We start from the raw sequence: 22450 nt of genomic DNA on the forward strand, positions 1-22450 counted from the left end.
ATTTGGGTCGGTAATTTGTCCTAAAAACACTAAGTTAGAAGCTAGTTATGACAATTGCATTTCCAAAGGTTACATTTTTGTTAAATTAAGTGTAAATACTCTATATTCATCACACTTCCAACAAATGTGGCATTGGACTAAGCCAATCAATAATATGAGCTAGACAGAGCAGGTGGAATGCATGGCGCTTGAGATACGAAAAAAGCGACCCAGAGAGGTCGCTTTTGTGGTGATTCTATTTAAGCGTATAAGTGAGATTAGAAGGCCACGCTTAAAACTTGATATTCAGAACATCTTGCTCCGATGCATCGACCTTCAACTTACTGCGAGATTCAATATATTCAATCTGCTTTGAGTCGAGTGAATATGGCATGACAACACGTAATTCATTTATCCCTTCATGCTTTGCGAGCTGAGTTAAACGAACTAAGTTCGATTCGTCACTTTGGCGTGAAGACATCGATTTTAATGCCGCATCCCAGAGTCGATCTTCCGGTCGGCTCAACTCTGCAATGTTCTGCTTCCACATCAAACCAAAAATGGGCGCAATGGTGGCGAACGCCTCTAAGAAGGTCCATTTCTTACTTCCTGTAGCTCCTAAAAAGCTGGTGTAGTCGAACTCAATGCATGTCTTTCCTTGTTGATCCATTCTCTGCCCCCGACACTCGAAAATGAGATATACCAAATATCGTTCAACTATTTTGATATAGCAATGGGATATAAAAGAATAGTCTTTTATGCCCTTAATTACATTCAAAAGGAAATATTAAAACCAGCTTTGTAACAAGTGATGCACAGCTTCGCCATATATAAGCATTCAATTGATTAATATTTCAAACAGCAAACTAAAAGCAGGTCTTAAGCGACGATGTCAATACCAAAAGCTTATAGATTCATCAGCTTAATACCAAGCCCAACACGGGTTTGAGAATGATCATAGTCGATCAGCGTTTCACCGTAGCCATGGTAACCTTGAAGATATACACCAAGAATGTCATTGAAATAGAATGTGTAACCTAGTTCAATCCCACCTTTATCATCAGCAAAGTTGTAAAAACCGCGTGTATTGACCACGCCCGCACGGGTATAAACTTTCGCCCACAACTCGTAAGGTGCGTAGTAATTTTCCATGTCGTCATTTTCTGTGGTAATCACCCACCATGCATGTACGCCATATTCGACTGGGCCAGAAAAACGCTCGGCAGCGACATATAGACGGTCCCAACTGCGTGACAGTTTGCTGGATTGACCGTTCGATTCATGTTTGTAACCGGCTTCAACATGATTGAACAACAACATGTTCGATTGATGTGCTAAGAACACTTGCGGCTTGTAGTTTGTTTCTCTAAATGGCGATGAGATATCAGAGTTTGCCAGTTGCCATAGGGACTTTTGAGTATAAGCCCCCATCAAAGCAGTGCCTGAGCTGAAGCGATAAAATGGAATTGATGCTGAGATCTGAAACTTCACTTCAAAATCTTGCAGTGAATCCATCTCTGAGCCCATTTCGCTATAGGCGCTTTGGTTGATGTCTGTGGTGTATGTACCTAGAACGTAGTTGTCTTCGTAGGTAGAGATATGGGTAATGTCTTTTCCGTAAGCAAGTACGGGGCACAACAAGAGCGGAATTACTTTATACTTCATCGTTATCCTTTTGCCGCCAAATCATAAGGCGGCAATATCATTCCTTATCATCGATAACTTCGACAATAAACAGCAAGGGAAAAGCGGTTAAAGCAATTTTCATTCCGGATTTTATAATTAGCTGAAGATTTTACAATAAGCCGTAGATACACAGATCAATTTCTACCAACTCGTTGATAAAATTCGTTTATTTGACATCCACTACACGGCTGGCTTTTTTGTACTGAACTTTCCACCCAGCCCATCTTGGAAGTTCCCAGCGTTTAGGGTCACCTTTGCGATTTCCTTCTGTGTAGATGACATGAACCAACTTGCGAGACACAAAATATTCCACTTCAAGCTTGAGCTCAGCTAACACGAGCTTCAGAGGGTACTGCTCTGCGAAGTCGTTGTATTCCCACTCGGGAATGCCTTCAAATGGAAGGTCATCGGCCGCGAACAATTCGATGTCATCAACACTTTCAACGCCGAGCGTTTCCAATTGTTCGGTCAGCCAAGTAGAAAAACAAAGCTCATCAAGAGCTTTCTTATCCACCAGTTCAGTATTCAGACCTAGGGAGTTGTAGATTTTCCAGTGCTGAATTTGTTGTTTTCGCAATGGAGCAAAGCCTGGCAACAACATTTCTTGTTCGATCATGTCGGCAATAGATTGAATCGCCACTTCACCTTGTAACGCTTGATGCTCGGTGAATATTGTCCGACCAGCGTATACTAAGTGCATAGTTGCTAGCGGAGTATCATCTTCGTATTGAGTATCACCTTGGTGCCATTCTCCCAGTTCGAGCGTTTTAATGAGTTCGAGCGAAATCGGCATCATGACAGATGCAAGGTTGAGCGTTTGTTTAACTCCCCTACCCGGTACGCTGTGACTATCTAGCACCAAAGCCGCTTCACTTTTATCCGGAAAACGACTGTTTCGACCAACGACCATTTCCATCGAACCATTGCCAAGTGCATCTCGGCGACGCTCTCTGCGCACAAACACCAATTCAGGATGCAAAGCCGCTATCGCTTGAGTCAGTTGATCTCGTCGATAACGCGAAGCCACTTCCAATTGAGGCAATTCAAATACGTCCCGCATCTGCTTTGCTAAGCCTTGCGCTTCTTCCAGCACACTGGTATCAACAATCACAGCAGGAAGCTGTTCTCCACGCACCAACCGAATCATTAGCGACGCGTCACACCCCAAAGGTTCTTCTTGCTCTAGTGCCTCTGTTGCCTCTCCCCCTTGCAGTTGATATAGCTGTGCAGGCACGGAGAGCGCTGCCGCTAAATCGATCATGGCTTCTTTTTCGGCTTTGGTCGGAATGCGAGTCACCAGATCGGCGAATAGCGCATCAATTGGCAGTGGATAGACTTTTTTGCCGTGCTCAGTTACGTCACCGTTATCGTCTAATGCACCCATCGCTTGCAAACACAGAAGTGCTGCGTTCAATGACTTTTCTGGAACCGCATCAAGAAAGTGCAGCTCAGATAAACGATAGCCACAACACGCCGCCGCAAGCATGGGCTCTACCAGCTCTTCACGATGCAACTCCGGTGGCGTGACCAACTCTAATGGAGCATGTTCGCCAAATAAACGGATACAAGTGCCTTCTGCTACACGCCCTGCACGCCCCATTCGCTGTGCTGCACTGGCTTTTGAAATGTTGGTTAATGTGAGAGCAGTACGTCCGTTGCGCTGAACCGTTCTTCGCTCCAAACCGCTATCAATCACAACGCGGATGTTAGGAATGGTAAGCGACGTTTCCGCGACATTGGTTGCCAGCACCACTTTGCGCTGCGCTTGAACAGTTAAAGCTCGATGTCGCTCTTCATCACTGACCGAGGCATGAAGCTTCACCACCAGCACATCATCCAAGTGCTGTAACATCTGCGCGCACTGAGTGATCTCTTTTCGACCCGGTAAAAACACCAAGATATCGCCTTCTTCATCTTCAAGGGCTTCTTTTACTGTTTTCACCACGTCATTTTCACACCCTTTTTTATTGGGCAGATGACGACTGTCTATTACTCGATGAGTCACCGAGACAGGAAAACAGCGCCCTTCTGAGCGAAGACGATGAGCATTAAGATAATGTGCGAGTTTTTCGCCCTCTAATGTGGCAGAAGTCACTATCAATCGATGCTGATTTTCTTGCTTCAAAATTGCGGTTAGTAGATCAATGTCCCAGCGACGTTCGTGAAATTCGTCCACTATCACGATGTCGAAGCTTGCAAGTTTGTCTTCCGCAAACCAACGCAACGCTACACCCGGCGTCACAAACACAACTTCCGTGTTCTCATCGAAATACGCATGCAGCTTGATCGCGTAACCAATTTTGTTACCTATCGGCTCACCAGATTGCTCCGCAAGAAACTCAGCTAATGAGGTACAAGCAATTCGACGTGGCTCGATGACCAAAACACGTCCGTGCTTTGCCGCCCAAAGAGGAAGGCGTGTTGACTTACCCGAACCCGTTTCGGCTTCCACAACGAGGTGGTGGTGCTTCACGTGTTGGTCAAATTCAGCTTGTAAGCTATCGATAGGCAGTTGAAACATAAAGAATGGATTTTGTTGTGATAATGCTGAGCATTATACCCAAGTGAAAAAATCCTGCTTTAGGTATCTCTTACAACAAATATTGACGATATTTTCGTCGGTAAACGAGTTTTTTTGCGACATTACATTGATGTGCGTCAACGCATGTTTACAACTAAATGGTGAACCCGTTAAAATTTCGTGCGCATCCTTCAACCCTACATTAAGGCACCCAATGAACAACGATAAACGCCCACTATATATTCCATATGCGGGTCCGGCTCTTATGGCAACCCCTCTATTGAACAAAGGCAGTGCTTTTTCTGCTGAAGAACGTAGTTCATTCAACTTAGAAGGTCTGCTTCCAGAGACAACAGAAACAATTCAAGAACAGGTAGAACGTGCCTACCAACAATACAAGAGTTTCGAAAGCGACATGGATAAGCACATTTACCTGCGCAATATCCAAGATACCAACGAAACCCTATTCTACCGTTTAGTACAAAACCATATTTCTGAGATGATGCCGATCATCTACACGCCAACCGTTGGTGCTGCGTGTGAGAACTTCTCGAACATTTACCGTCGTGGTCGTGGTCTATTTATCTCTTACCCGAACCGTGATCGTATCGATGACCTGCTAAACAACGCAGCCAACCACAACGTAAAAGTGATTGTTGTGACTGATGGCGAACGAATCCTAGGTTTGGGTGACCAAGGTATCGGCGGTATGGGTATTCCTATCGGTAAGCTTTCTCTGTACACCGCATGTGGTGGTATCAGCCCTGCTTACACATTGCCTATCGTTCTGGATGTGGGTACAAACAACCCTCAACGTCTTGCTGATCCAATGTACATGGGCTGGCGTCATCCTCGAATTACGGGCCCTGACTACGATGCATTTGTAGAAGAATTCATCCAAGCAGTACAACGCCGTTGGCCAGATGCACTTATCCAGTTTGAAGACTTCGCGCAGAAAAATGCGATGCCTCTACTAGAGCGCTACAAAGACCGTATTTGTTGTTTCAACGATGACATCCAAGGTACGGCAGCAGTAACCGTAGGCTCTCTACTGGCAGCATGTAAAGCGGCGGGTACTCAACTTTCTAAACAGCGCATCACTTTCTTAGGTGCGGGTTCTGCGGGTTGTGGTATCGCAGAAGCGATCATTGCGCAAATGGTATCGGAAGGGATTTCTGACGAGAAAGCACGCTCTCAAGTTTACATGGTCGATCGCTGGGGTCTGTTACAAGAAGGTATGCCTAACCTGCTTGATTTCCAACAGCGTTTGGTCCAAAAACACAGCAACACAAAAGAGTGGGAAAATGAAGGAAATGGCTTCTCACTACTGGATGTAATGCGTAACGCGAAACCAACGGTACTGATTGGTGTATCAGGTGCTCCTGGCCTATTTAGCCAAGAAGTCATCGAAGAGATGCACAAACACTGCAAGCGTCCGATTGTCTTCCCGCTGTCAAACCCAACCAGCCGTGTTGAAGCAACACCAAACGACATCATCCGTTGGACAAACGGTGAAGCGCTAGTGGCAACGGGTAGTCCGTTTGATCCTGTGGTTCACGAAGGTCGCACTTACCCTATCGCACAATGTAACAACAGTTACATCTTCCCAGGCATCGGTCTTGGCGTTTTAGCGGTTAACGCAAAACGCGTGACTGACGAAATGCTAATGGAATCAAGCCGAGCGCTGGCTACATGCTCTCCACTTGCGATTAATGGTCGTGGTGCACTTCTACCTCCTTTGGAAGAAATCCACCTAGTATCGAAGAAGATTGCTTTTGCCGTTGCAAAGAAAGCAATCGAGCAAGGTGTGGCACTGGAAATCACAGACGAAGCGCTAAACGATGCTATTGACCAAGCGTTCTGGCAGCCAGTTTACCGCCGCTACAAACGCACAGCATTCTAAGCTTGAGACAACTTGTATAATTATTAGCCCCTACTCTGTAGGGGCTTTTGTTTTTTAAGCTGTTTTTTATCATCCTAACCAGATTTTGGCATAAATGGGCTTCTCTCTTTTTGTTTCTATCAGATATGATGAGGAATACACATTTATTAAAGGGTATAAGACGTTTTGCTGTTTTCTCGTATAAGGTCAAAGTGGAAGCTTAAGTGTTCGTGGAAGCAAATTGCTTTGATTTTGTCGATCTCTTTATTTGGACTCCTTCTGTCTGTCGTTGCCATCGACCGCTGGGTCGCATTACAGGCCAAAGACAATATCTTTATCGATTACGACCAAATACCCCAGCACGAAGTCGCGGTGGTGCTTGGTACGAGTAAATACATCGGAAAGACACTCAACACCTATTACACTCATCGCATCAATGCAGCGATCGAGCTTTATAAGCAAGGCAAAGTGAAACAGTTTTTGCTTAGCGGAGACAACGCACATCGCTCTTACAATGAGCCATGGACCATGAAACGAGATCTGCTTAAAGCCGGCGTTCCAGAAGAAGTCATCCATCTCGATTACGCTGGATTTCGGACTTTGGATTCCATAGTGCGAACAAAAAAGATCTTCGCCTCAGAGCGTTTTTTGATCGTGACTCAACGCTTTCACTGTGAGCGCGCGCTGTTCATTGCCGATGCGTATAATATTGATGCACAGTGTCTTGCGGTTGCAGGCCCAACAGCGAATAAACAAAAAACTTCGATGCGAATTCGTGAACTGCTTGCTCGTGTGAAAGCATTTTTGGATCTCTACGTGATGAATACGCAGCCACGCTTCCTTGGCCCTCAAGAGCCAATTCTTGCGGTAGAAGACCCAACAGAAGCATCAAATGCTGAGCGCAACATTCCTATAGAATAATCGGCTGGCACCATTTTCGTGCATCACGTCACACATGAATAACAATTCGTTAAAAACAAATGGGTAGAGTTCTACCCATTTCCAAATCTCAACCTCACATTTTCTTATTTCGCCTACGATTCAGGCCAAATTGCCCTTCGCATTCGCAGTAACATTTAATCAATAAATAACTACAAGTCAGTTACCTTGCCATAAAAAACCGACAAAAAGGCAATGCAAAAGGAGCACACCCATGACCGCACTCGCTGTGACACTGAAGAATTGGTTCTTCACTCGCAACAGCATGATTTTGAATGCCAACATTCTGCTGTTCATTATCTTGTTTAATACCCTACCCTTTGAACCACAAGTCGTAACCGGCATCAGCATCTTAGTGTTTGTTGCGATTCTTTGGTTAACAGAAGCGATTCACGTCAGCATTACTGCTTTGCTGATCCCGATGCTTGCCGTCTTCTTGGGCGTGTTTAACACCCAAACAGCACTGAATAACTTCTCGAACTCAATCATCTTCTTGTTCTTGGGTGGCTTTGCTCTCGCCGCTGCGTTGCACAAGCAGAAACTTGACCAAGCACTTGCTGACAAAGTGTTGCTGATTGCTCGTGGTCGAATGTCTGTCGCGGTATTTATGCTGTTCGGTGTGAGCGCAGGTCTTTCAATGTGGATTTCCAACACAGCAACAGCCGCAATGATGCTTCCTTTGGTATTAGGTGTCATGACGAAACTGGACGCGAAGAAAAACCACAACACATTCTTGTTCGTTCTTCTCGGTATTGCTTACAGCGCCTCTATCGGCGGTATCGCTACGCTAGTTGGTAGCCCACCAAACGCGATTGCTGCGGCCGAAGTAGGTTTGAACTTCACGGAATGGATGAAGCTAGGTCTGCCAATCTCTTTGATTTTGATGCCAATTGCGATTTTGGTTCTGTACACCATGACCAAGCCAGATTTGAGCCACAAGTTTGAACTTGACCACAAACCTGTTGAATGGACGAACGGCAAAATGGTCACACTGGCAATCTTCTTACTTACCGTCACTTTGTGGATTTTCAGCAAGCCGATCAACACCATGCTTGGCGGTTTTGCAAAATTCGACACCTTGGTTGCGATTGGTGCCATCTTGCTGCTAGGCGCATCTCGAGCAGTCGAATGGAAGGACATTGAAAAGACAACAGACTGGGGTGTTCTGATCCTGTTCGGCGGCGGTATCTGCTTGAGTAACGTTCTAAAAGCGACAGGCACCAGCGTTTTCCTAGCGCACAGCCTAACTGGCTTCCTTGAGCAAGCAGGTGTATTACTCACTATCCTTTCTGTGGTTGCCTTTGTCGTCTTCTTGACTGAGTTTGCAAGTAACACAGCAAGTGCTGCGCTACTGGTACCAGTGTTCGCGACCATTGCCGAAGCACTTGGTCTATCACCAGTGATTCTGTCAGCGCTTATCGCGGTAGCCGCATCTTGTGCCTTCATGTTGCCAGTTGCAACGCCACCAAATGCAATTGTGTTCGGTACGGGTCACATCAAGCAAAAAGAAATGATGAGAATCGGCTTCGTATTAAACATTGCTTGTATCGGTGCACTGACACTGTTCGCTTGGTTGTTCTGGTAAAGAAACACTGACTCGATTAGCACTACACTGCTGTTCACGGTGATCGAATTGATAGCCCAAACTTCCCCTAAAGTGGTGTTCAGCAGTTTCCCTCTTGGTGGCCAGTTGGCCACCTTTTTTTATTCTTTCTTACCTCGTATTGGCGGATTCACTTTGCACTCTTCCCTCTAAAGGGGGAATTCCTAGTGCTCAATCAACCTTTACTCTTAAAGCCTGAACAAACTCTCATACCAGCTTCAATGAACAATCGAACTCAATAGCCTGCCAACACAAACTGTAGACACAAAAAAGCCGTCATACTTTGCTTTCATAAGCTCAGTACAACGGCGCGTTTAAACGAAAAGTGTGAATCGCTAGAACGTCATGCTATTTATTTATGCCTCATTCTTTTGGCAACTCAACAATCCGTAATTCACTTCAACGCGGTTTCGACCATTACGCTTAGCGAGATACAATACTTCATCGGCTCTTGCCATGGTCTCGGTTACCCGCTCATTTTGCATTTGGGCCACGCCAATACTGCAAGTAAGCGCCTCACCATGAACCCACAAGTGGTTTGCGACATTCTTGCGTATCATCTCGGCCTTTTTCACGGCTTGTTCGATATTGGTATCTGGACAGAAAACCACAAACTCTTCACCACCCCAACGAACCAAACGGTCATCAGGTGCAATAGAACTGGCAACGACCATGACGAACTCACGCAGAATATCATCCCCCATTTGATGCCCGAACTTATCGTTAATCTTCTTAAAGTTATCTAAATCCATATAAAGGATGCTCAACGTCGAGTGCCCCCAACGTACTTGGCGTGCTTGCTGTTCTAACCAAGTTTGTACAGCATGACGGTTCATCGCTCCGGTTAGCGCATCTCGGTGCGCCAACTCGGCAAATTCGTAATTCTGCGCGCGCAAAGTGCCATTCACTTTTTCTAGATGACGATGACGACGCTTCGCTTTTTCATACGCCGCTCTGTTTTTCCGTAGTTCATGCAGAGAGAAAGCCAGCCCTAAAGCCATCCAAGAAAACAATAGAGCAAACAACAACGTCTCTTGTGCAAGATAGGCACCTTCAAATTCGATCTTATCAATCACAATTTTGTGCTGACCAAGCGCAGCACCCGAACCAGTGGCAATATCAATACGCGTAATGTTCGAAAACTCTGGCGCAGAATGTTCAATATCGACCTTGTTATCCGCAAGCCACCAGGTCATTACCTGTAAGTTCTTAATCGGAATCTCGATGGTTTCACTAAAATTCGATGGAGAAAACTGCATGCCATTGTATTTGATGGTGTATTCATCATCCGGTTTCGAGTATTCCGGATTGTAGTTTCTCAGATAAAGACGTAGGTCATGGCTTGGGTTTTGCCCATTGCCCGCCTCTTCATAATGAAGCTTTAATCGGATGGTATGGTAATTAGAAAGATCGATGCCGTGTGTTGGCTGCGCTACATCGGTATAAACCGAGATACCGCAATACGGCCAAGCATAACTGCTTTTTTTTAGCTCACAATTGAGTACCAAGCTTTGCGCATCATAGGTGATATCGGCCGTACTTAGCCCACCTTCGCTCGCATCTTTTGTCGCATAAATATTGAATTGTTCAGGTGTGATGACGAGCTTACGCGTGTCACCTAACACACTGTACAGAGCAACTAAACTGATCGTACAAATCGAAAGAGCGAAGATTAATTTGTGTATCCACTTCATAGGCAAGTGACCTGCTTAACTTATATACAACACAGTGTACCCAATGATATTTCGAACTTCAAATAAAGTCATTTATCAAGAAACAAAATTACTTTTGGCTTGAGTTCTTATTTCCGATACATGGTAACGCGTTTTGAACCGTTATCACGGTTTAAAATCGTCCAATTTGATGACTTACTTGTTATTTGCGAAGCAATTCACAACCACTCAAGCGAGGCACCATCAAGCTTTGCGACGAGAAACAATGGCCATTCATTGTGGAAACATTGCCAGTTATTAACCCTGTCAACCCTGCATCTTGAGCGCACTTCGTTATATACTGTCGAAAAACACAATAACGAGTAATGTCATGTCATTAATTGCTACTGGTACGCTAAACAAAATGCGTGCTTCTCTCGATGGTGCCGTCAGCTATCGTCTTCCTGTGGGTGATGAAGAAGTCGATCTGTCACCGTTTCTCGGTAAAACACTCACGTTGACGCATACTGGCAATATTTTTTGTTGCTCATGCGGTAAGAAAACCAAGAAGAGCTATTCTCAAGGCCACTGTTTCGTGTGTATGAAGAAGCTTGCGAGCTGCGATATGTGCATCATGAAGCCAGAGACTTGCCACTACGACCAAGGCACATGCCGCGAACCGCAGTGGGGAGAAGAAAACTGTATGGTGGATCACTTCGTGTATCTATCAAATACATCAAGCTTGAAAGTGGGCATCACTCGCCACACTCAAATTCCAACACGTTGGATTGATCAAGGTGCAACTCAGGGTCTGCCAATTTTCAAAGTCAAAACGCGTCATATTTCAGGCTTGATTGAAGTGGAACTGGCAAAGCATATTGCAGACAAAACAAACTGGCGCACTTTGCTTAAAGGCGATGGTGAACCGATTGAGTTACAAGATCGTTTTGCTGAACTGCTTCCTCTTGTGCAAGACAAGATTGCTGAAATCAAACAGCAATTTGGTGAAGATGCCATCGAGGTGCTGAGCGAAACCATTACCGATCTTAGCTACCCCGTTCAGCAACACCCAACGAAAATCACCTCTCATAACTTCGACAAAAACCCGGTTGTGACTGGCATTTTGCAAGGCATCAAAGGTCAGTATCTGATTTTTGATACCGGTGTGATTAACGTCCGCAAATTTACATCTTACGAAGTTGAAGTAAGCGCGTAGATACGTCTGCTTTACTATACAAACTTCCTAGATAGAAAAAGCTCGAGCACTGGCTCGAGCTTTTGTTTTTCTTCGTTCAGAGCGATGAGAGATTAAGCATCAAGGATGCTTTCTAGCACATCAAACAACATATCCACTTCTTCAATAGTGTTGTAATGCATACAACCAATTCGTACGACCCCACCTGATTCTTCAATGCCAAGCTGACGAACCAAACCAAGTGCATAAAAGTGGCCATTCCAAACACAGATATTGTGCTCACCTAAGGTCTTAGCGATAAACTCTGGTGAATACTTGTCAAATGTTAGGGCAAACGTCGGCGTACGTTGCTGACAATCTTCGCTCTCAATGCCATACAGTTTCACACCTTCTAGCGCGTCGAGTCGTTGCAAAAAACGCTCACTTAAACGCTGTTCGTGTTGATTGTAAAGCGCGTAACTTTGTTCTAATCGCTGACGAAGTGGTAAGTCGTTATCGCCAAACTGAGCCAAATATTCCACTGCGGCCGCAACACCAGCAAGGCCTTCGAAGCTTTGTGTACCCGTTTCAAAACGACCCGGACCAATATTCGTAGCCGGTTCTACTTTATAAGGACGAAGGCTGTGCAACCATTGGTCAGCCACGTAAGCGATACCTACATGCGGTCCAAAGAACTTATAAGCTGAACACGCTAAGAAATCACAGCCCAGCGCTTGTACATCGACTAAGTGGTGAGGGGCATAATGCACTGCATCGACATAAACTTGAGCACCAACACCGTGCGCCATGTCAACTACGCGCTGAATATCGACTATCGATCCCGTGGTGTTTGACGCATATGTCACGGCAACCAAGCGTGTTTTTTCTGAAAGCAGGCTTTGTAAGTGCTCAAGATCTAAAGTGCAATCAGCTTCATTGATTCGAACTTGGTGAACCTTAGCACCTTTGTCTTCCGCTGCTTGTTGCCAGCTTGAAACGTTCGAGTAATGGTCAAGCGCTGAGACAATGATCTCATCCCCTTCTTGCCAATCACGACTGATTGCACGGCTTAACTGGAACGTCAGTGATGTCATGTTCGCGCCAAAGACAATATTACCAGACGAAGGTGCATTCAATAGCGCTTGTGCCGACTCTCGCGCACTCTGCATGACATCAACCGTAGCTTGGCTAGAGAAGTAATGCCCACCCAAGTTGGAATTAAAACGCCCAAGGTAACCGACCATTGAATCAAGCACAGATTGAGGAACTTGCGAGCCGCCAGGCCCATCAAAAAACGTAACTGGTTTGTCATTATGATACTGAGCCAGCGCGGGAAACTGTTCTCTGATTTGATTAAGATTGAAGTTCATTACGTTTGTCCGTAGCGGTTAATACAAAGACATCCATGTGGCCTGCTTGGTCATCAATCACAGAACGAATTGGACAGGCGTTGTGCCAAAGTTTGCTGTCAGCCAACATCGCCACTTCCCCGTTTTCTAATACTTTGCGGAAAAATGGGGCTTGGTTATGGCTGCTGTATAGCATGATGTCACCACCAATGATGTTGTGACGACCAACACCAACCATCGCGATATGATCAAATCCGTCTTGGTGCACACCTTCTGGCGCGACCTGCGTTTCGCTATCTAATGCAGTGATTCGAATCTGGTGAATTTCGATTTCTTGACCATTTGGAAGGTGGTTTGCGCTCACAAATAGCGCACACATTTCGCGAAAGCCTTCACTTGCTAAAATGTCTTTCTCGATAGGTTCAAATTGACGAATGACATCACCCTGAAATCGGTTGATATCTGAAGACTGTACAAAGCTGTTCTTGTTCAAATCGATCACTTGTCCATCTTCAAAACTCACGACTGAGTAGCGTCGTAATCGATATTGCCCATCAGCGTGCTCAGTATGAGGTAACGCTTCAAATGAAGGCGAAAGTTGCTCAATTGCTGCCATGCTGAGCTGAGTTAAATGTAGAGTGTTCTCACGCGAATGTAACATCATTGACTCCTTTAATGAGGTACATTTAATTAACATTTAATTTACAACATAGATTACGCAAATATTCTGCAATTACCAGCTTTTAACGTTGATAGCTTCAACATAAATAAAAAAACGAGATGAAAACCCACAAACAAAAGTTAAATTAGGTATATGTTTTATATTAAAGCTTAAGCAACATTTGAAACTAGATTTCTCTACTGTAAATAGAATTTTATGCTGGATTGAGACAATTTCTATCACGCGATAGTGAGTTCTAATCTATAACCATTTATTCGATCTCAATCGCCGTTTATGCTTTTAAAGCTATAAGAATTTCCATACAATCGAGAGAAATGTTCAGCCCTCTTTGGAGCCACAATGAGCGACGTAAAACACTGTAAACTATTAATTCTTGGTTCTGGTCCAGCAGGTTACACCGCGGCAGTATACGCTGCGCGCGCGAATCTAAACCCTGTGCTTGTGACGGGAATGCAACAAGGTGGTCAGCTAACCACTACAACAGAAGTAGAAAACTGGCCAGGTGATGCAGAAGGCCTAACAGGCCCAGCATTAATGGAACGCATGAAAGAACATGCGGAACGTTTCGAAACAGAAATTGTATTCGATCACATCAACGAAGTTGAACTGTCTCAACGTCCATTCCGTTTAAAAGGTGATTCTGGTGAGTACACCTGTGATGCTTTGATCATTTCAACAGGTGCATCAGCTAAATACCTAGGTCTGGAATCAGAAGAAGCGTTCAAAGGTCGCGGCGTATCGGCATGTGCTACGTGTGACGGTTTCTTCTACCGCAACCAAAAAGTTGCGGTTGTCGGCGGCGGTAACACAGCGGTTGAAGAAGCGCTGTACCTATCTAACATCGCATCTGAAGTTCACTTGATCCACCGTCGTGATTCATTCCGTGCGGAGAAGATCCTCATTAATCGTCTTATGGACAAAGTGGAAAATGGCAACATCATTCTTCACACCGATCGCACACTAGATGAAGTTCTGGGCGACGATATGGGCGTAACTGGTGTTCGCATTAAAGATGTAAACACAGGCACAACTGAAGATCTTGAAGTGATGGGCGCGTTTATCGCGATCGGCCACCAGCCAAACACCCAGATCTTTGAAGGCCAGCTAGAAATGAAAGATGGCTACATCGTTGTGAAGTCGGGTCTAGAAGGCAACGCGACGCAAACTAGCATTGAAGGTGTATTTGCAGCTGGTGACGTAATGGATCACAACTATCGTCAAGCAATCACATCAGCAGGTACAGGCTGTATGGCAGCTCTGGATGCGGAACGCTTCCTAGACGCACTTAGTGACAAATAACTTTTCACATTTGTGTCATATCCTTAAAGCCCAGCGGTATTCCCGCTGGGTTTTCTTTTGTATACTACCGCCTCATTAAAACAATTATCATTAAGCCTTCACGATGGATAAGAAAAAGCAAAGCAGCTTGAATAAGTGGCTTAAGCAACAGAGCAAGTTAGCCAAGCGCTGGCTCATGATTGCGATAGGCCTAGGCGTACTTTCAAGCGTGTTTTTATTGGCTCAAGCAGCCCTGCTCGCCTCCATTCTTCACCAATTAATCATCGAACAAGTCGATAAAAGTGAGCTCATTTGGCACTTTGTCGGATTAGTCGGAACCGTCATCGGCCGCGCTGCATGTACGTGGGGCCGCGAAATTGCGGGCTACCGCTGTGGCGAACAAATCCGAGTTTACATTCGACAACTCATTTTAGACAAAGTCCACAAGCTGGGGCCTGCTTACATTAAAGGCAAACCAGCAGGCAGTTGGGCGACATTGATTCTAGAGCAAGTTGAGAACATGCAAGACTTCTTCTCTCGCTACTTGCCTCAAATGTCGCTGTCGGTATTAGTTCCTTTCATCATTTTGGTTGTGGTATTCCCAGTTAACTGGGCGGCAGGTTTAATCTTCCTTGTGACGGCCCCGTTAGTGCCTATTTTTATGGCATTAGTTGGTATCAAAGCCGCGGAAGCGAACCGTAAAAACTTCAAAGCAATGCAACGCTTATCCGGTCACTTCTACGACCGATTGCAAGCGATGACGACCATTCGCCTTTTCGACCGTACAAAGTCAGAAACTGAGACCCTGAAAGGGGCATCAGAGGTATTTCGTACCCGCACGATGGATGTACTAAAAATCGCATTCCTTTCTTCTGCGGTACTGGAGTTCTTCACTTCTATTTCTATCGCTATTACTGCGGTTTACTTCGGCTTCAGTTACATCGGTGAATTGAACTTTGGTTACTACGGTGCTGGCGTCACCTTGTTTGCTGGCCTGTTCATTCTTATTTTAGCTCCTGAGTTTTACCAACCACTTCGAGATCTCGGTACTTTCTATCACGCGAAGCAACAAGCGGTGGGCGCTGCTGAAAGTATTGTCGAGTTTCTTGAACTAGAGGTAGATCAAGTGAAAGACGGAACTCAATCTCTTGAACAGAACACGCCAATTCAAATCGAAGCTCAAGATTTGGTTGTTTTCAGCCCTGAAGGCAAACAATTGGCTGGCCCTCTGTCATTTTCATTGGAAGCCAATCAAAGCACTGCGCTTGTTGGCCCAAGTGGCGCAGGTAAAACCAGTTTGGTTAATACCATTCTTGGCTTTATGCCATACAAGGGCAGTTTAAAAATTAACGGCTGCGAGTTGTCTCAACTTGATCTATCGACTTGGCGCGAAGCTGTCAGCTGGATTGGTCAAAACCCAATGTTATTGCACGGCAGCATTCGTGATAACGTCACGCTTGGTAAACACGATATTCCAGACGCACAAGTGAATACAGTGCTCAACGATTCTTACGCGGCTGAGTTTGTTGAAATGCATGGCCTGGATTACGCAATCTCTGACCGTTCAGGCGGTTTATCTGTAGGACAAGCTCAACGTCTTGCACTTGCGCGAGCAATGCTACAAAACGGCCGTTTCTGGTTGCTTGACGAACCGACGGCAAGCTTGGATGCGCGCAGTGAAAAACTGGTGATGGAGGGAATTAATAAGTATACCCAATCCACCACTAACTTGATGATCACTCACCAACTTGCGCCTTTGCAAAACGTTTCACAAATTCTCGTGATGCAAGATGGTCAAATCGTACAACGTGGCGACTACGCTACCCTAGCCTCACAAGAAGGTTTGTTTAAAGACATGTTAGCTGCCAACCTAGCGCAGCGTGAATCAGACAAGGGGAACCTAGATGCGTGATTTACTCCCTTATCTAAAACTGTATAAAAAACATTGGTTCGGTTTGTCGCTGGGTATGCTATTGGCGTTCCTAACACTTGCTGCATCTATCGGCTTGCTCACTCTGTCTGGTTGGTTTATCTCCGCAGCAGCAGTGGCTGGTTTAACCGTTGCGCGTGAAACCTTCAACTACATGCTGCCAGGTGCTGGCGTGCGCGGTGCCGCAATGGCACGAACTGCTGGCCGTTGGGGGGAGCGTGTTGTAAGCCACAATGCGACATTTAAATTACTGACAGACCTGCGTATCTTCTTCTTCAAGAAACTTGCTCCGCTGATCCCAGGCCGAGTGTCAACAATGCGCGATGCTGACCTGCTGAACCGTCTGGTAGCCGATGTGGACGCAATGGATCACGTTTATCTGCGACTTATCAGCCCCGTTATTATTGGCATCTTTGGCATTCTGAGTTTAACCGCAGTCTTAGCGTTCTTTGACTGGCATCTTGCGCTACTTTTAGGCTCAATTCTTACGATCATGCTTTTGGTGTGGCCAGTGCTTTTTTACAAACTGGGCAAAAACAACGGTGAGCACTTAACGCAAAACAAAGCTCAGCTTCGTGTCGCGACACTCGATTGGCTACAAGGCTATAGCGAGCTGAGTATTTTTGGTGCAGAAGAACGCTACCGTAACCTGATTCTTGAAAAGCAAAAACAACTGCTTTCAAACCAGTTTGTAAACGCTAATCTGACTGGTATGGCGTCAGGACTTCTGATGTTGGTGAACGGCCTGACTTTAGTTGTCATGCTTTGGTTTGCTGCTGATGGCGTTGGTGGTCGGGCACCTGATCCTTGGATCGCCCTATTCGCTTTTGCAACAATGGCAAGTTTTGAAATTTTGATGCCTATTGCGGGTGCGTTCCAATACCTTGGTCAAACGCTGACTTCTGCCCGTCGCTTGAACGAAGTGATTCTCGCAGAGCCTGATGTTGTCTTCCCTGAGCAATCTAAACGCGAAGAAAAGCCACTGGATATCGAGTTCATCAACATTGATTTTGCATACCCTGATGGACAACAGAAAGTGCTGAAAGACCTTTCGCTTTCACTTCCTTTAGGCTCGAAAACCGCAATTGTTGGTCAAACGGGTTCAGGCAAGTCGACTCTGATTCAACTACTTTGTCGCTACTGGGATGTAAACCAAGGTGAGGTTCGCATTGGTGGCGCTTCACTAAAAGATTGGTGTGAATCCGATCTGCGCTCAGCAATTACCGTAGTGAGCCAACGAGTAGATGTGTTAAACGGCACACTACGTGACAACTTGTTAATGGCGTCACCAAATGCGACTGATGAGCAACTGGCGGAGATCCTAACAAAAGTTGAACTGGGTGCTCTGCTTGAAGAGCCGGGTCTTGATGCTTGGCTGGGTGATGGCGGTCGTCAACTTTCTGGTGGCGAGAAACGTCGTATTGGTATTGCGCGAGCGTTACTACGAGATGCTCCGATTTTGCTTCTTGATGAGCCAACCGAAGGCCTCGACAAGCGTACCGAACAAAAAGTCATGGCGCTTTTCAACGAGTATTTTGCCAACAAGACGGTTGTGTTCATCACTCACCGACTCATAGAATTAGAGAGCATGGACAACATTTGCCTTATGGAACAGGGCGAGATCATTGAGCAAGGCGACCATCAAACTCTACTCGCTCAACACGGTCGTTACTACCAGTTGCTTCAATCTCTATAAGTAAGACTAAAAAAAGCTCATCTTCGGATGAGCTTTTTCATTGACTAACTCAACAAATTTGAAGAACGCTCTAACGACCAGACTTCGCCAAGTAAGCTGACATTTCGGCTTCTGGCACCATCCCTCCCCCGGTCGCCCAAACTAAGTGTGTGGCATTTTTCAAACGTTCATCCGTAAGCTGTAAACGAGTCTGGTAGTGTAGAGAACTCGATACATGCACCGCGCCCATCATTCCGGCTAATGCAGAGGGCTCCAAATTGATGCCTTCTCGTTCGCTCAACTCTCCTAAAAGCTGATACATACGTTCATCCGTCACTGTGTAGTAACCATCAATTAGCCGCTCCATGGCTCGCCCAACAAAACCAGAAGGACGACCAACGGCCAAGCCATCTGCCGCGGTGAGATTATCTATACCGATATCTTGCACCGCTATCTCATCATGCAAACCAGTATGTACTCCCAACAACATGCAAGGAGAATGTGTTGGCTCAGCGAAGATGCAATGCACGTGGTCACCAAAGGCCACCTTTAGCCCAAAAGCAACACCACCTGGCCCACCACCAACACCGCATGGTAAATACACAAACAGTGGATGGCGTTCATCAACCACAATACCTAAATCATCAAATTGTTGTTTTAAGCGTTCACCTGCAACCGAGTAACCTAGGAACAAGGTTTGTGAGTTTTCATCATCGATAAAAAAGCAGTTGGGATCGCTCTCTGCCTGTTTTCGACCTTGCTCAACCGCAACACCATAATCTTGCTCGTACTCAACCACGTTGACACCGTGCGATCGAAGTTTATTTTTCTTCCACTCTCTCGCATCGGCGGACATATGAACCGATACTGAAAAACCAAGCTTGGCACTCATCATGCCTATCGACATGCCTAGATTTCCCGTTGAACCAGCCGCGATGCTGTATTGTTGGAAAAATTGTCGGAACTCACCACTCAGCAGCTTGCTGTAATCATCACTCTCACTTAACAACCCTGTGGCAATCGCCAGTTTTTCTGCATGAACTAACACTTCATAAATGCCACCACGGGCTTTTATCGAGCCGGATATTGGTAGGTGACTATCAAGCTTGAGCATAAGGCGGCCGAATATTGGGACGTTGTACTGAGTTTCCAAAGCCGCTTTCATCTTTGGAATGTCCACTACAGGCGACTCAATGAGACCAGAAGCGGCTTTGGTTTCAGGAAAAGCTTTCATAAGATAAGGAGCAAAGCGCTTGAGCCTTGCACTCGCGACATGAATATCTTCTGCGTTCAATCCGACGTGCGGCAAACCTTCTTCAAGCGAGGTCACGTTGGGATTAAACCAGCAAACTTCATCTAGGTTGATCAGTTGCTCTAAAAGTGGGAATTGTTTTTTAAGCACTTCCACATTCAGCTTGTTCATATCCTCTATCCTGCAATTTGTTCTTTAGAATCTTCCATTCAATTGGTTACGCACATAAACAAAAGCGCCGCAATTGCGACGCTTTTAACCCATTCAATTTGTGCTCTATGCGTAGTTTTGCTCGAACTCTTTCATGAAATCGACCAACGCTCGCACACCTTCTAGCGGCATTGCATTGTAAATCGATGCGCGCATACCGCCCACCACACGGTGACCTTTTAGCGCTTTTAGTCCTTTTGCATCTGCAAGCTCAAGGAAAGTCGCGTCAAGTTCAGGCTTCGCTAATTGGAAAGGAACGTTCATTAATGAACGGTTCGATGGATGAACGCCGTTGCGGTAGAAATCAGACTGATCAATGTAATCGTAAAGCAGTTTTGCTTTTTCGCGATTCACTGTTTCAATGCTCTTAACGCCGCCTTGTGCTTTAAGCCATTTGAAAACAAGGCCAGACAAGTACCAAGCAAACGTTGGTGGCGTGTTAAACATTGATTCTTTTTCAGCAAGAACTTTGTAATCAAGAATACTTGGCAGCACTTGTTTCGCCATGCCGAGTAGATCGTCACGAACGATCGCGATGGCAATACCTGATGGACCAATGTTTTTCTGTGCGCCCGCGTAAATCACACCGTATTTCGACACGTCGATTTCACGAGAAAGAATTGTCGAAGACATATCAGCAACAATTGGTTTGTCGGTGATCGGAAGATCATTGATTTCGATGCCATCGATGGTTTCATTTGGGCAAAAGTGAACATAAGCCGCTTCTGGGGCAATTTTCCATTCGCTTGCAGGTAGAACAGCTACTTTACCGTCAATCTCTGTTTTGGCATCAAATACGTCAGGTTCGCAGTACTTCTTCGCCTCTTCGACTGCACTTTCAGCCCAGTAGCCACCATCGATGTAGGTTGCAGTTTCTGCATCACCAAGTAAGTTTAGCGGAACAGCGGCAAACTGAGCACGAGCACCACCTTGGCAGAACAGTACTTTGTAGTTGTCTGGAATATTCAGCAAATCACGTAGATCTTGCTCTGCTTCTTGTGCAACTTTGATGAACTCTTTACTTCGGTGACTGATTTCCATTACCGAAGTACCAAGACCTTGCCAGTCGATAAGTTCCTGTTGTGCTTGCTGCATGACAGCTTTTGGCAAAGCCGCTGGCCCTGCACTGAAGTTAAATACGTTGTCCGTATTTTGTTCCATGATGCTCATTGCTCCTGCTATGTAAATATTACGAAATTAATATCACGTTTTTATGGTGATAAAAACAAGAAAAGAGGTCTTAAGACCTCTTTTAAACTGAAAACGTCAAATTAACGGAAAGCTCTAATCGTAATCGGCTTATTTCTGCATCAACGCGGGCATTAACAGACCAATCAATGGAAATTCATGACCATTTTCAAACTTAAGCTTGCCTTCACCGATTTGAGCTTTAAGTTCATAACCACCATCGACTTTTTCAATCAACTCCATGATCAAAAGCTCATCAATGCCTTCTTGGATAAATGGATAGTGTTCAACAAGTTCATCTGAGAAGTAAGTACTCAATTCGCCGTTTGTTGCGGTCATCAACTTCATTGGGTCTTGCGTGATATGGTCTGTACCTTGAGGGACAGATAATTGCCACTCGTTGCGGAATTTACCTTCACCAAACGCCAAAGAAAGCTCATTAACTGAAAGCTTAAAGCCCTTACTAAATAGCGTGTCGATGTGAGGCATTAATTCGGACACCTGTTGTTCATCAAGTACTGGTGAGCTTTGATAGATCGACATAATTTGATCGAACGAATTACTATCGACATCTGCAATAGCAAAATTCAACTTAAAGTTATCAACATCAGTGCCATCCGTTAGGCGCATTTTTTGAGCATTAATGTTCAATTGGCTGTTTAGCTTCTCACCGGTTTCGTCATTCGACGTGTTGCCGCTGTAGCTCGCCTTTTCAATCAAAAATACCTGTTTAAGCGATGAATCAACCACATCTAACTTTTCTAGAGAAAAGGTTTGTTCACCAAGCCAATAACCTTTCGCTTGCTTACCCTTACCTTGTCCACTCAGATCATTCAGGTGTAACTCGTCACCATTTTCAAAATCGACTTGAACTGAAGGAATCGATACTTGGTACTTCAAATCACCAAGCACGGTAACATCGCCAGTCACTTGCGCAGGACTTGTCGAAACCGATACGCCTTGCGCTTCATTGCGATAGTTCCAGCTGTCTAAATCCAACGTAAACGCAGTGTTACCATTAAGCTGTGTTTTGCTATGCATGGTAAGCGGGAGAAAATCGTTATCCACCAGCTTAGAGTCTGCTGTCAGGCTAGTTAAACCATGGCTTACATCACTCGTGACTTCGAACATAATCGGCAAACCATCGCGTTCAAACTGTGTTTTCAGTTCAGGGTCAACCACTGAGTATCGAGTTAATACAACGGAAGAAAGGTAGCCGCGTTGGTATTCAACGACTTCGCCTTTGATCATCTTATCGTTCATATTGGCGATACCGTCTTCAATGATCGACTGACCAATTTGACCAACCGCAAGCGGCCAACACAACGCCAATGAGATTGCACCACCGATGGCGCCTAGTTTTTTTAAGTTTTGCATAACATCACTTTTCAGGTATTTGCGCTCAGTCTACCCCAAACTAATAACGGATAAAACATTGAGATAAATCAGA

At 45.3% G+C, this 22450-nt stretch carries 16 protein-coding genes; 7 read left to right on the forward strand and 9 right to left on the reverse strand.

Translation table 11 applies throughout. The features are described from left to right. Positions 1 to 271: 271 nt before the first annotated feature. The 3 genes from NL646_RS06795 to NL646_RS06805 all read right to left on the reverse strand — a co-directional run bounded on the left by NL646_RS06795 (position 272) and on the right by NL646_RS06805 (position 4186). On the reverse strand, positions 272 to 649 hold the full coding sequence (locus NL646_RS06795) for a hypothetical protein (protein WP_005462601.1): 378 nt from the start codon (positions 647 to 649) through the stop codon (positions 272 to 274). Positions 650 to 885: 236 nt separating this feature from the next. Further along, entirely contained in the window at positions 886 to 1644 is a 759-nt protein-coding gene (locus tag NL646_RS06800) for a phospholipase A (RefSeq protein ID WP_017448646.1), read from the reverse strand. A gap of 187 nt (positions 1645 to 1831) precedes the next feature. Then, positions 1832 to 4186 carry a helicase-related protein gene (locus NL646_RS06805; protein WP_253664023.1) on the reverse strand — a complete coding sequence of 785 codons (2355 nt, stop codon included), beginning with the start codon at positions 4184 to 4186 and terminating at the stop codon, positions 1832 to 1834. A 214-nt stretch (positions 4187 to 4400) separates the two neighbouring features. Here NL646_RS06805 and NL646_RS06810 point away from each other — a divergent pair, with 214 nt between their 5' ends. The 3 genes from NL646_RS06810 to NL646_RS06820 all read left to right on the forward strand — a co-directional run bounded on the left by NL646_RS06810 (position 4401) and on the right by NL646_RS06820 (position 8592). After that, positions 4401 to 6089 (forward strand): NAD-dependent malic enzyme, encoded by a 1689-nt coding sequence (locus tag NL646_RS06810; RefSeq protein ID WP_005462599.1) that lies wholly within the window; start codon positions 4401 to 4403, stop codon positions 6087 to 6089. A gap of 165 nt (positions 6090 to 6254) precedes the next feature. Continuing rightward, on the forward strand, positions 6255 to 6989 hold the full coding sequence (locus tag NL646_RS06815) for a vancomycin high temperature exclusion protein (protein ID WP_253664024.1): 735 nt from the start codon (positions 6255 to 6257) through the stop codon (positions 6987 to 6989). 232 nt (positions 6990 to 7221) lie between these two features. Continuing rightward, complete coding sequence (locus NL646_RS06820; RefSeq protein WP_005495550.1) at positions 7222 to 8592, forward strand: DASS family sodium-coupled anion symporter; 1371 nt, start codon at positions 7222 to 7224, stop codon at positions 8590 to 8592. 374 nt (positions 8593 to 8966) lie between these two features. Here the strand turns inward: NL646_RS06820 and NL646_RS06825 are convergent, their stop codons facing one another. Continuing rightward, on the reverse strand, positions 8967 to 10304 hold the full coding sequence (locus tag NL646_RS06825) for a diguanylate cyclase (protein WP_015296580.1): 1338 nt from the start codon (positions 10302 to 10304) through the stop codon (positions 8967 to 8969). A gap of 349 nt (positions 10305 to 10653) precedes the next feature. On the opposite strand from NL646_RS06825, the gene NL646_RS06830 reads away from it, so the two are divergent. After that, complete coding sequence (locus NL646_RS06830; RefSeq protein WP_005483526.1) at positions 10654 to 11478, forward strand: DUF2797 domain-containing protein; 825 nt, start codon at positions 10654 to 10656, stop codon at positions 11476 to 11478. A 92-nt stretch (positions 11479 to 11570) separates the two neighbouring features. Here the strand turns inward: NL646_RS06830 and NL646_RS06835 are convergent, their stop codons facing one another. Both NL646_RS06835 and NL646_RS06840 read right to left on the reverse strand, forming a co-directional pair. Continuing rightward, on the reverse strand, positions 11571 to 12806 hold the full coding sequence (locus NL646_RS06835) for a cysteine desulfurase-like protein (RefSeq protein WP_020840450.1): 1236 nt from the start codon (positions 12804 to 12806) through the stop codon (positions 11571 to 11573). Beyond that, positions 12790 to 13446 (reverse strand): 2OG-Fe dioxygenase family protein, encoded by a 657-nt coding sequence (locus tag NL646_RS06840; protein WP_015296577.1) that lies wholly within the window; start codon positions 13444 to 13446, stop codon positions 12790 to 12792. The genes NL646_RS06835 and NL646_RS06840 overlap by 17 nt, the downstream gene beginning before the upstream one ends. 360 nt (positions 13447 to 13806) lie before the next feature. Here NL646_RS06840 and trxB point away from each other — a divergent pair, with 360 nt between their 5' ends. The 3 genes from trxB to cydC all read left to right on the forward strand — a co-directional run bounded on the left by trxB (position 13807) and on the right by cydC (position 18371). After that, positions 13807 to 14766: a thioredoxin-disulfide reductase gene (trxB, locus tag NL646_RS06845; RefSeq protein ID WP_005495561.1), complete on the forward strand. Its 960-nt coding sequence runs from the start codon at positions 13807 to 13809 to the stop codon at positions 14764 to 14766. Between the two features lie 103 nt (positions 14767 to 14869). Then, on the forward strand, positions 14870 to 16657 hold the full coding sequence (cydD, locus tag NL646_RS06850) for a cysteine/glutathione ABC transporter permease/ATP-binding protein CydD (protein WP_020903922.1): 1788 nt from the start codon (positions 14870 to 14872) through the stop codon (positions 16655 to 16657). Next, on the forward strand, positions 16650 to 18371 hold the full coding sequence (cydC, locus tag NL646_RS06855) for a cysteine/glutathione ABC transporter ATP-binding protein/permease CydC (protein WP_025627344.1): 1722 nt from the start codon (positions 16650 to 16652) through the stop codon (positions 18369 to 18371). Before cydD ends, cydC begins: the two co-directional genes overlap by 8 nt. Positions 18372 to 18441: 70 nt before the next feature. On the opposite strand, the gene NL646_RS06860 is transcribed toward cydC, so the two are convergent. The 3 genes from NL646_RS06860 to NL646_RS06870 form a co-directional block, all read right to left on the reverse strand. Continuing rightward, positions 18442 to 19773 (reverse strand): D-serine ammonia-lyase, encoded by a 1332-nt coding sequence (locus NL646_RS06860; RefSeq protein ID WP_065779430.1) that lies wholly within the window; start codon positions 19771 to 19773, stop codon positions 18442 to 18444. A 105-nt stretch (positions 19774 to 19878) separates the two neighbouring features. Continuing rightward, complete coding sequence (gene serC / locus NL646_RS06865; RefSeq protein WP_025592719.1) at positions 19879 to 20973, reverse strand: 3-phosphoserine/phosphohydroxythreonine transaminase; 1095 nt, start codon at positions 20971 to 20973, stop codon at positions 19879 to 19881. Positions 20974 to 21111: 138 nt separating this feature from the next. Beyond that, positions 21112 to 22377, reverse strand: a complete 1266-nt coding sequence (locus NL646_RS06870) for a DUF945 family protein (protein ID WP_005483545.1) — start codon at positions 22375 to 22377, stop codon at positions 21112 to 21114. Positions 22378 to 22450 lie beyond the last annotated feature (73 nt).

Source organism: Vibrio sp. Y20_XG_PY13 (genome assembly GCF_024181925.1).
Taxonomy (GTDB): domain Bacteria; phylum Pseudomonadota; class Gammaproteobacteria; order Enterobacterales; family Vibrionaceae; genus Vibrio; species Vibrio parahaemolyticus.

Bases quoted from the DNA above. Each gene is read 5' to 3' on its own strand.
- NL646_RS06795 (WP_005462601.1), bottom strand. From the start codon at position 649: ATGGATCAACAAGGAAAGACATGCATTGAGTTCGACTACACCAGCTTT.
- NL646_RS06800 (WP_017448646.1), bottom strand. From the start codon at position 1,644: ATGAAGTATAAAGTAATTCCGCTCTTGTTGTGCCCCGTACTTGCTTAC.
- NL646_RS06805 (WP_253664023.1), bottom strand. From the start codon at position 4,186: ATGTTTCAACTGCCTATCGATAGCTTACAAGCTGAATTTGACCAACAC.
- NL646_RS06810 (WP_005462599.1), top strand. From the start codon at position 4,401: ATGAACAACGATAAACGCCCACTATATATTCCATATGCGGGTCCGGCT.
- NL646_RS06820 (WP_005495550.1), top strand. From the start codon at position 7,222: ATGACCGCACTCGCTGTGACACTGAAGAATTGGTTCTTCACTCGCAAC.
- NL646_RS06825 (WP_015296580.1), bottom strand. From the start codon at position 10,304: ATGAAGTGGATACACAAATTAATCTTCGCTCTTTCGATTTGTACGATC.
- NL646_RS06830 (WP_005483526.1), top strand. From the start codon at position 10,654: ATGTCATTAATTGCTACTGGTACGCTAAACAAAATGCGTGCTTCTCTC.
- NL646_RS06835 (WP_020840450.1), bottom strand. From the start codon at position 12,806: ATGAACTTCAATCTTAATCAAATCAGAGAACAGTTTCCCGCGCTGGCT.
- NL646_RS06840 (WP_015296577.1), bottom strand. From the start codon at position 13,446: ATGTTACATTCGCGTGAGAACACTCTACATTTAACTCAGCTCAGCATG.
- trxB (WP_005495561.1), top strand. From the start codon at position 13,807: ATGAGCGACGTAAAACACTGTAAACTATTAATTCTTGGTTCTGGTCCA.
- cydD (WP_020903922.1), top strand. From the start codon at position 14,870: ATGGATAAGAAAAAGCAAAGCAGCTTGAATAAGTGGCTTAAGCAACAG.
- cydC (WP_025627344.1), top strand. From the start codon at position 16,650: ATGCGTGATTTACTCCCTTATCTAAAACTGTATAAAAAACATTGGTTC.
- NL646_RS06860 (WP_065779430.1), bottom strand. From the start codon at position 19,773: ATGAACAAGCTGAATGTGGAAGTGCTTAAAAAACAATTCCCACTTTTA.
- serC (WP_025592719.1), bottom strand. From the start codon at position 20,973: ATGGAACAAAATACGGACAACGTATTTAACTTCAGTGCAGGGCCAGCG.
- NL646_RS06870 (WP_005483545.1), bottom strand. From the start codon at position 22,377: ATGCAAAACTTAAAAAAACTAGGCGCCATCGGTGGTGCAATCTCATTG.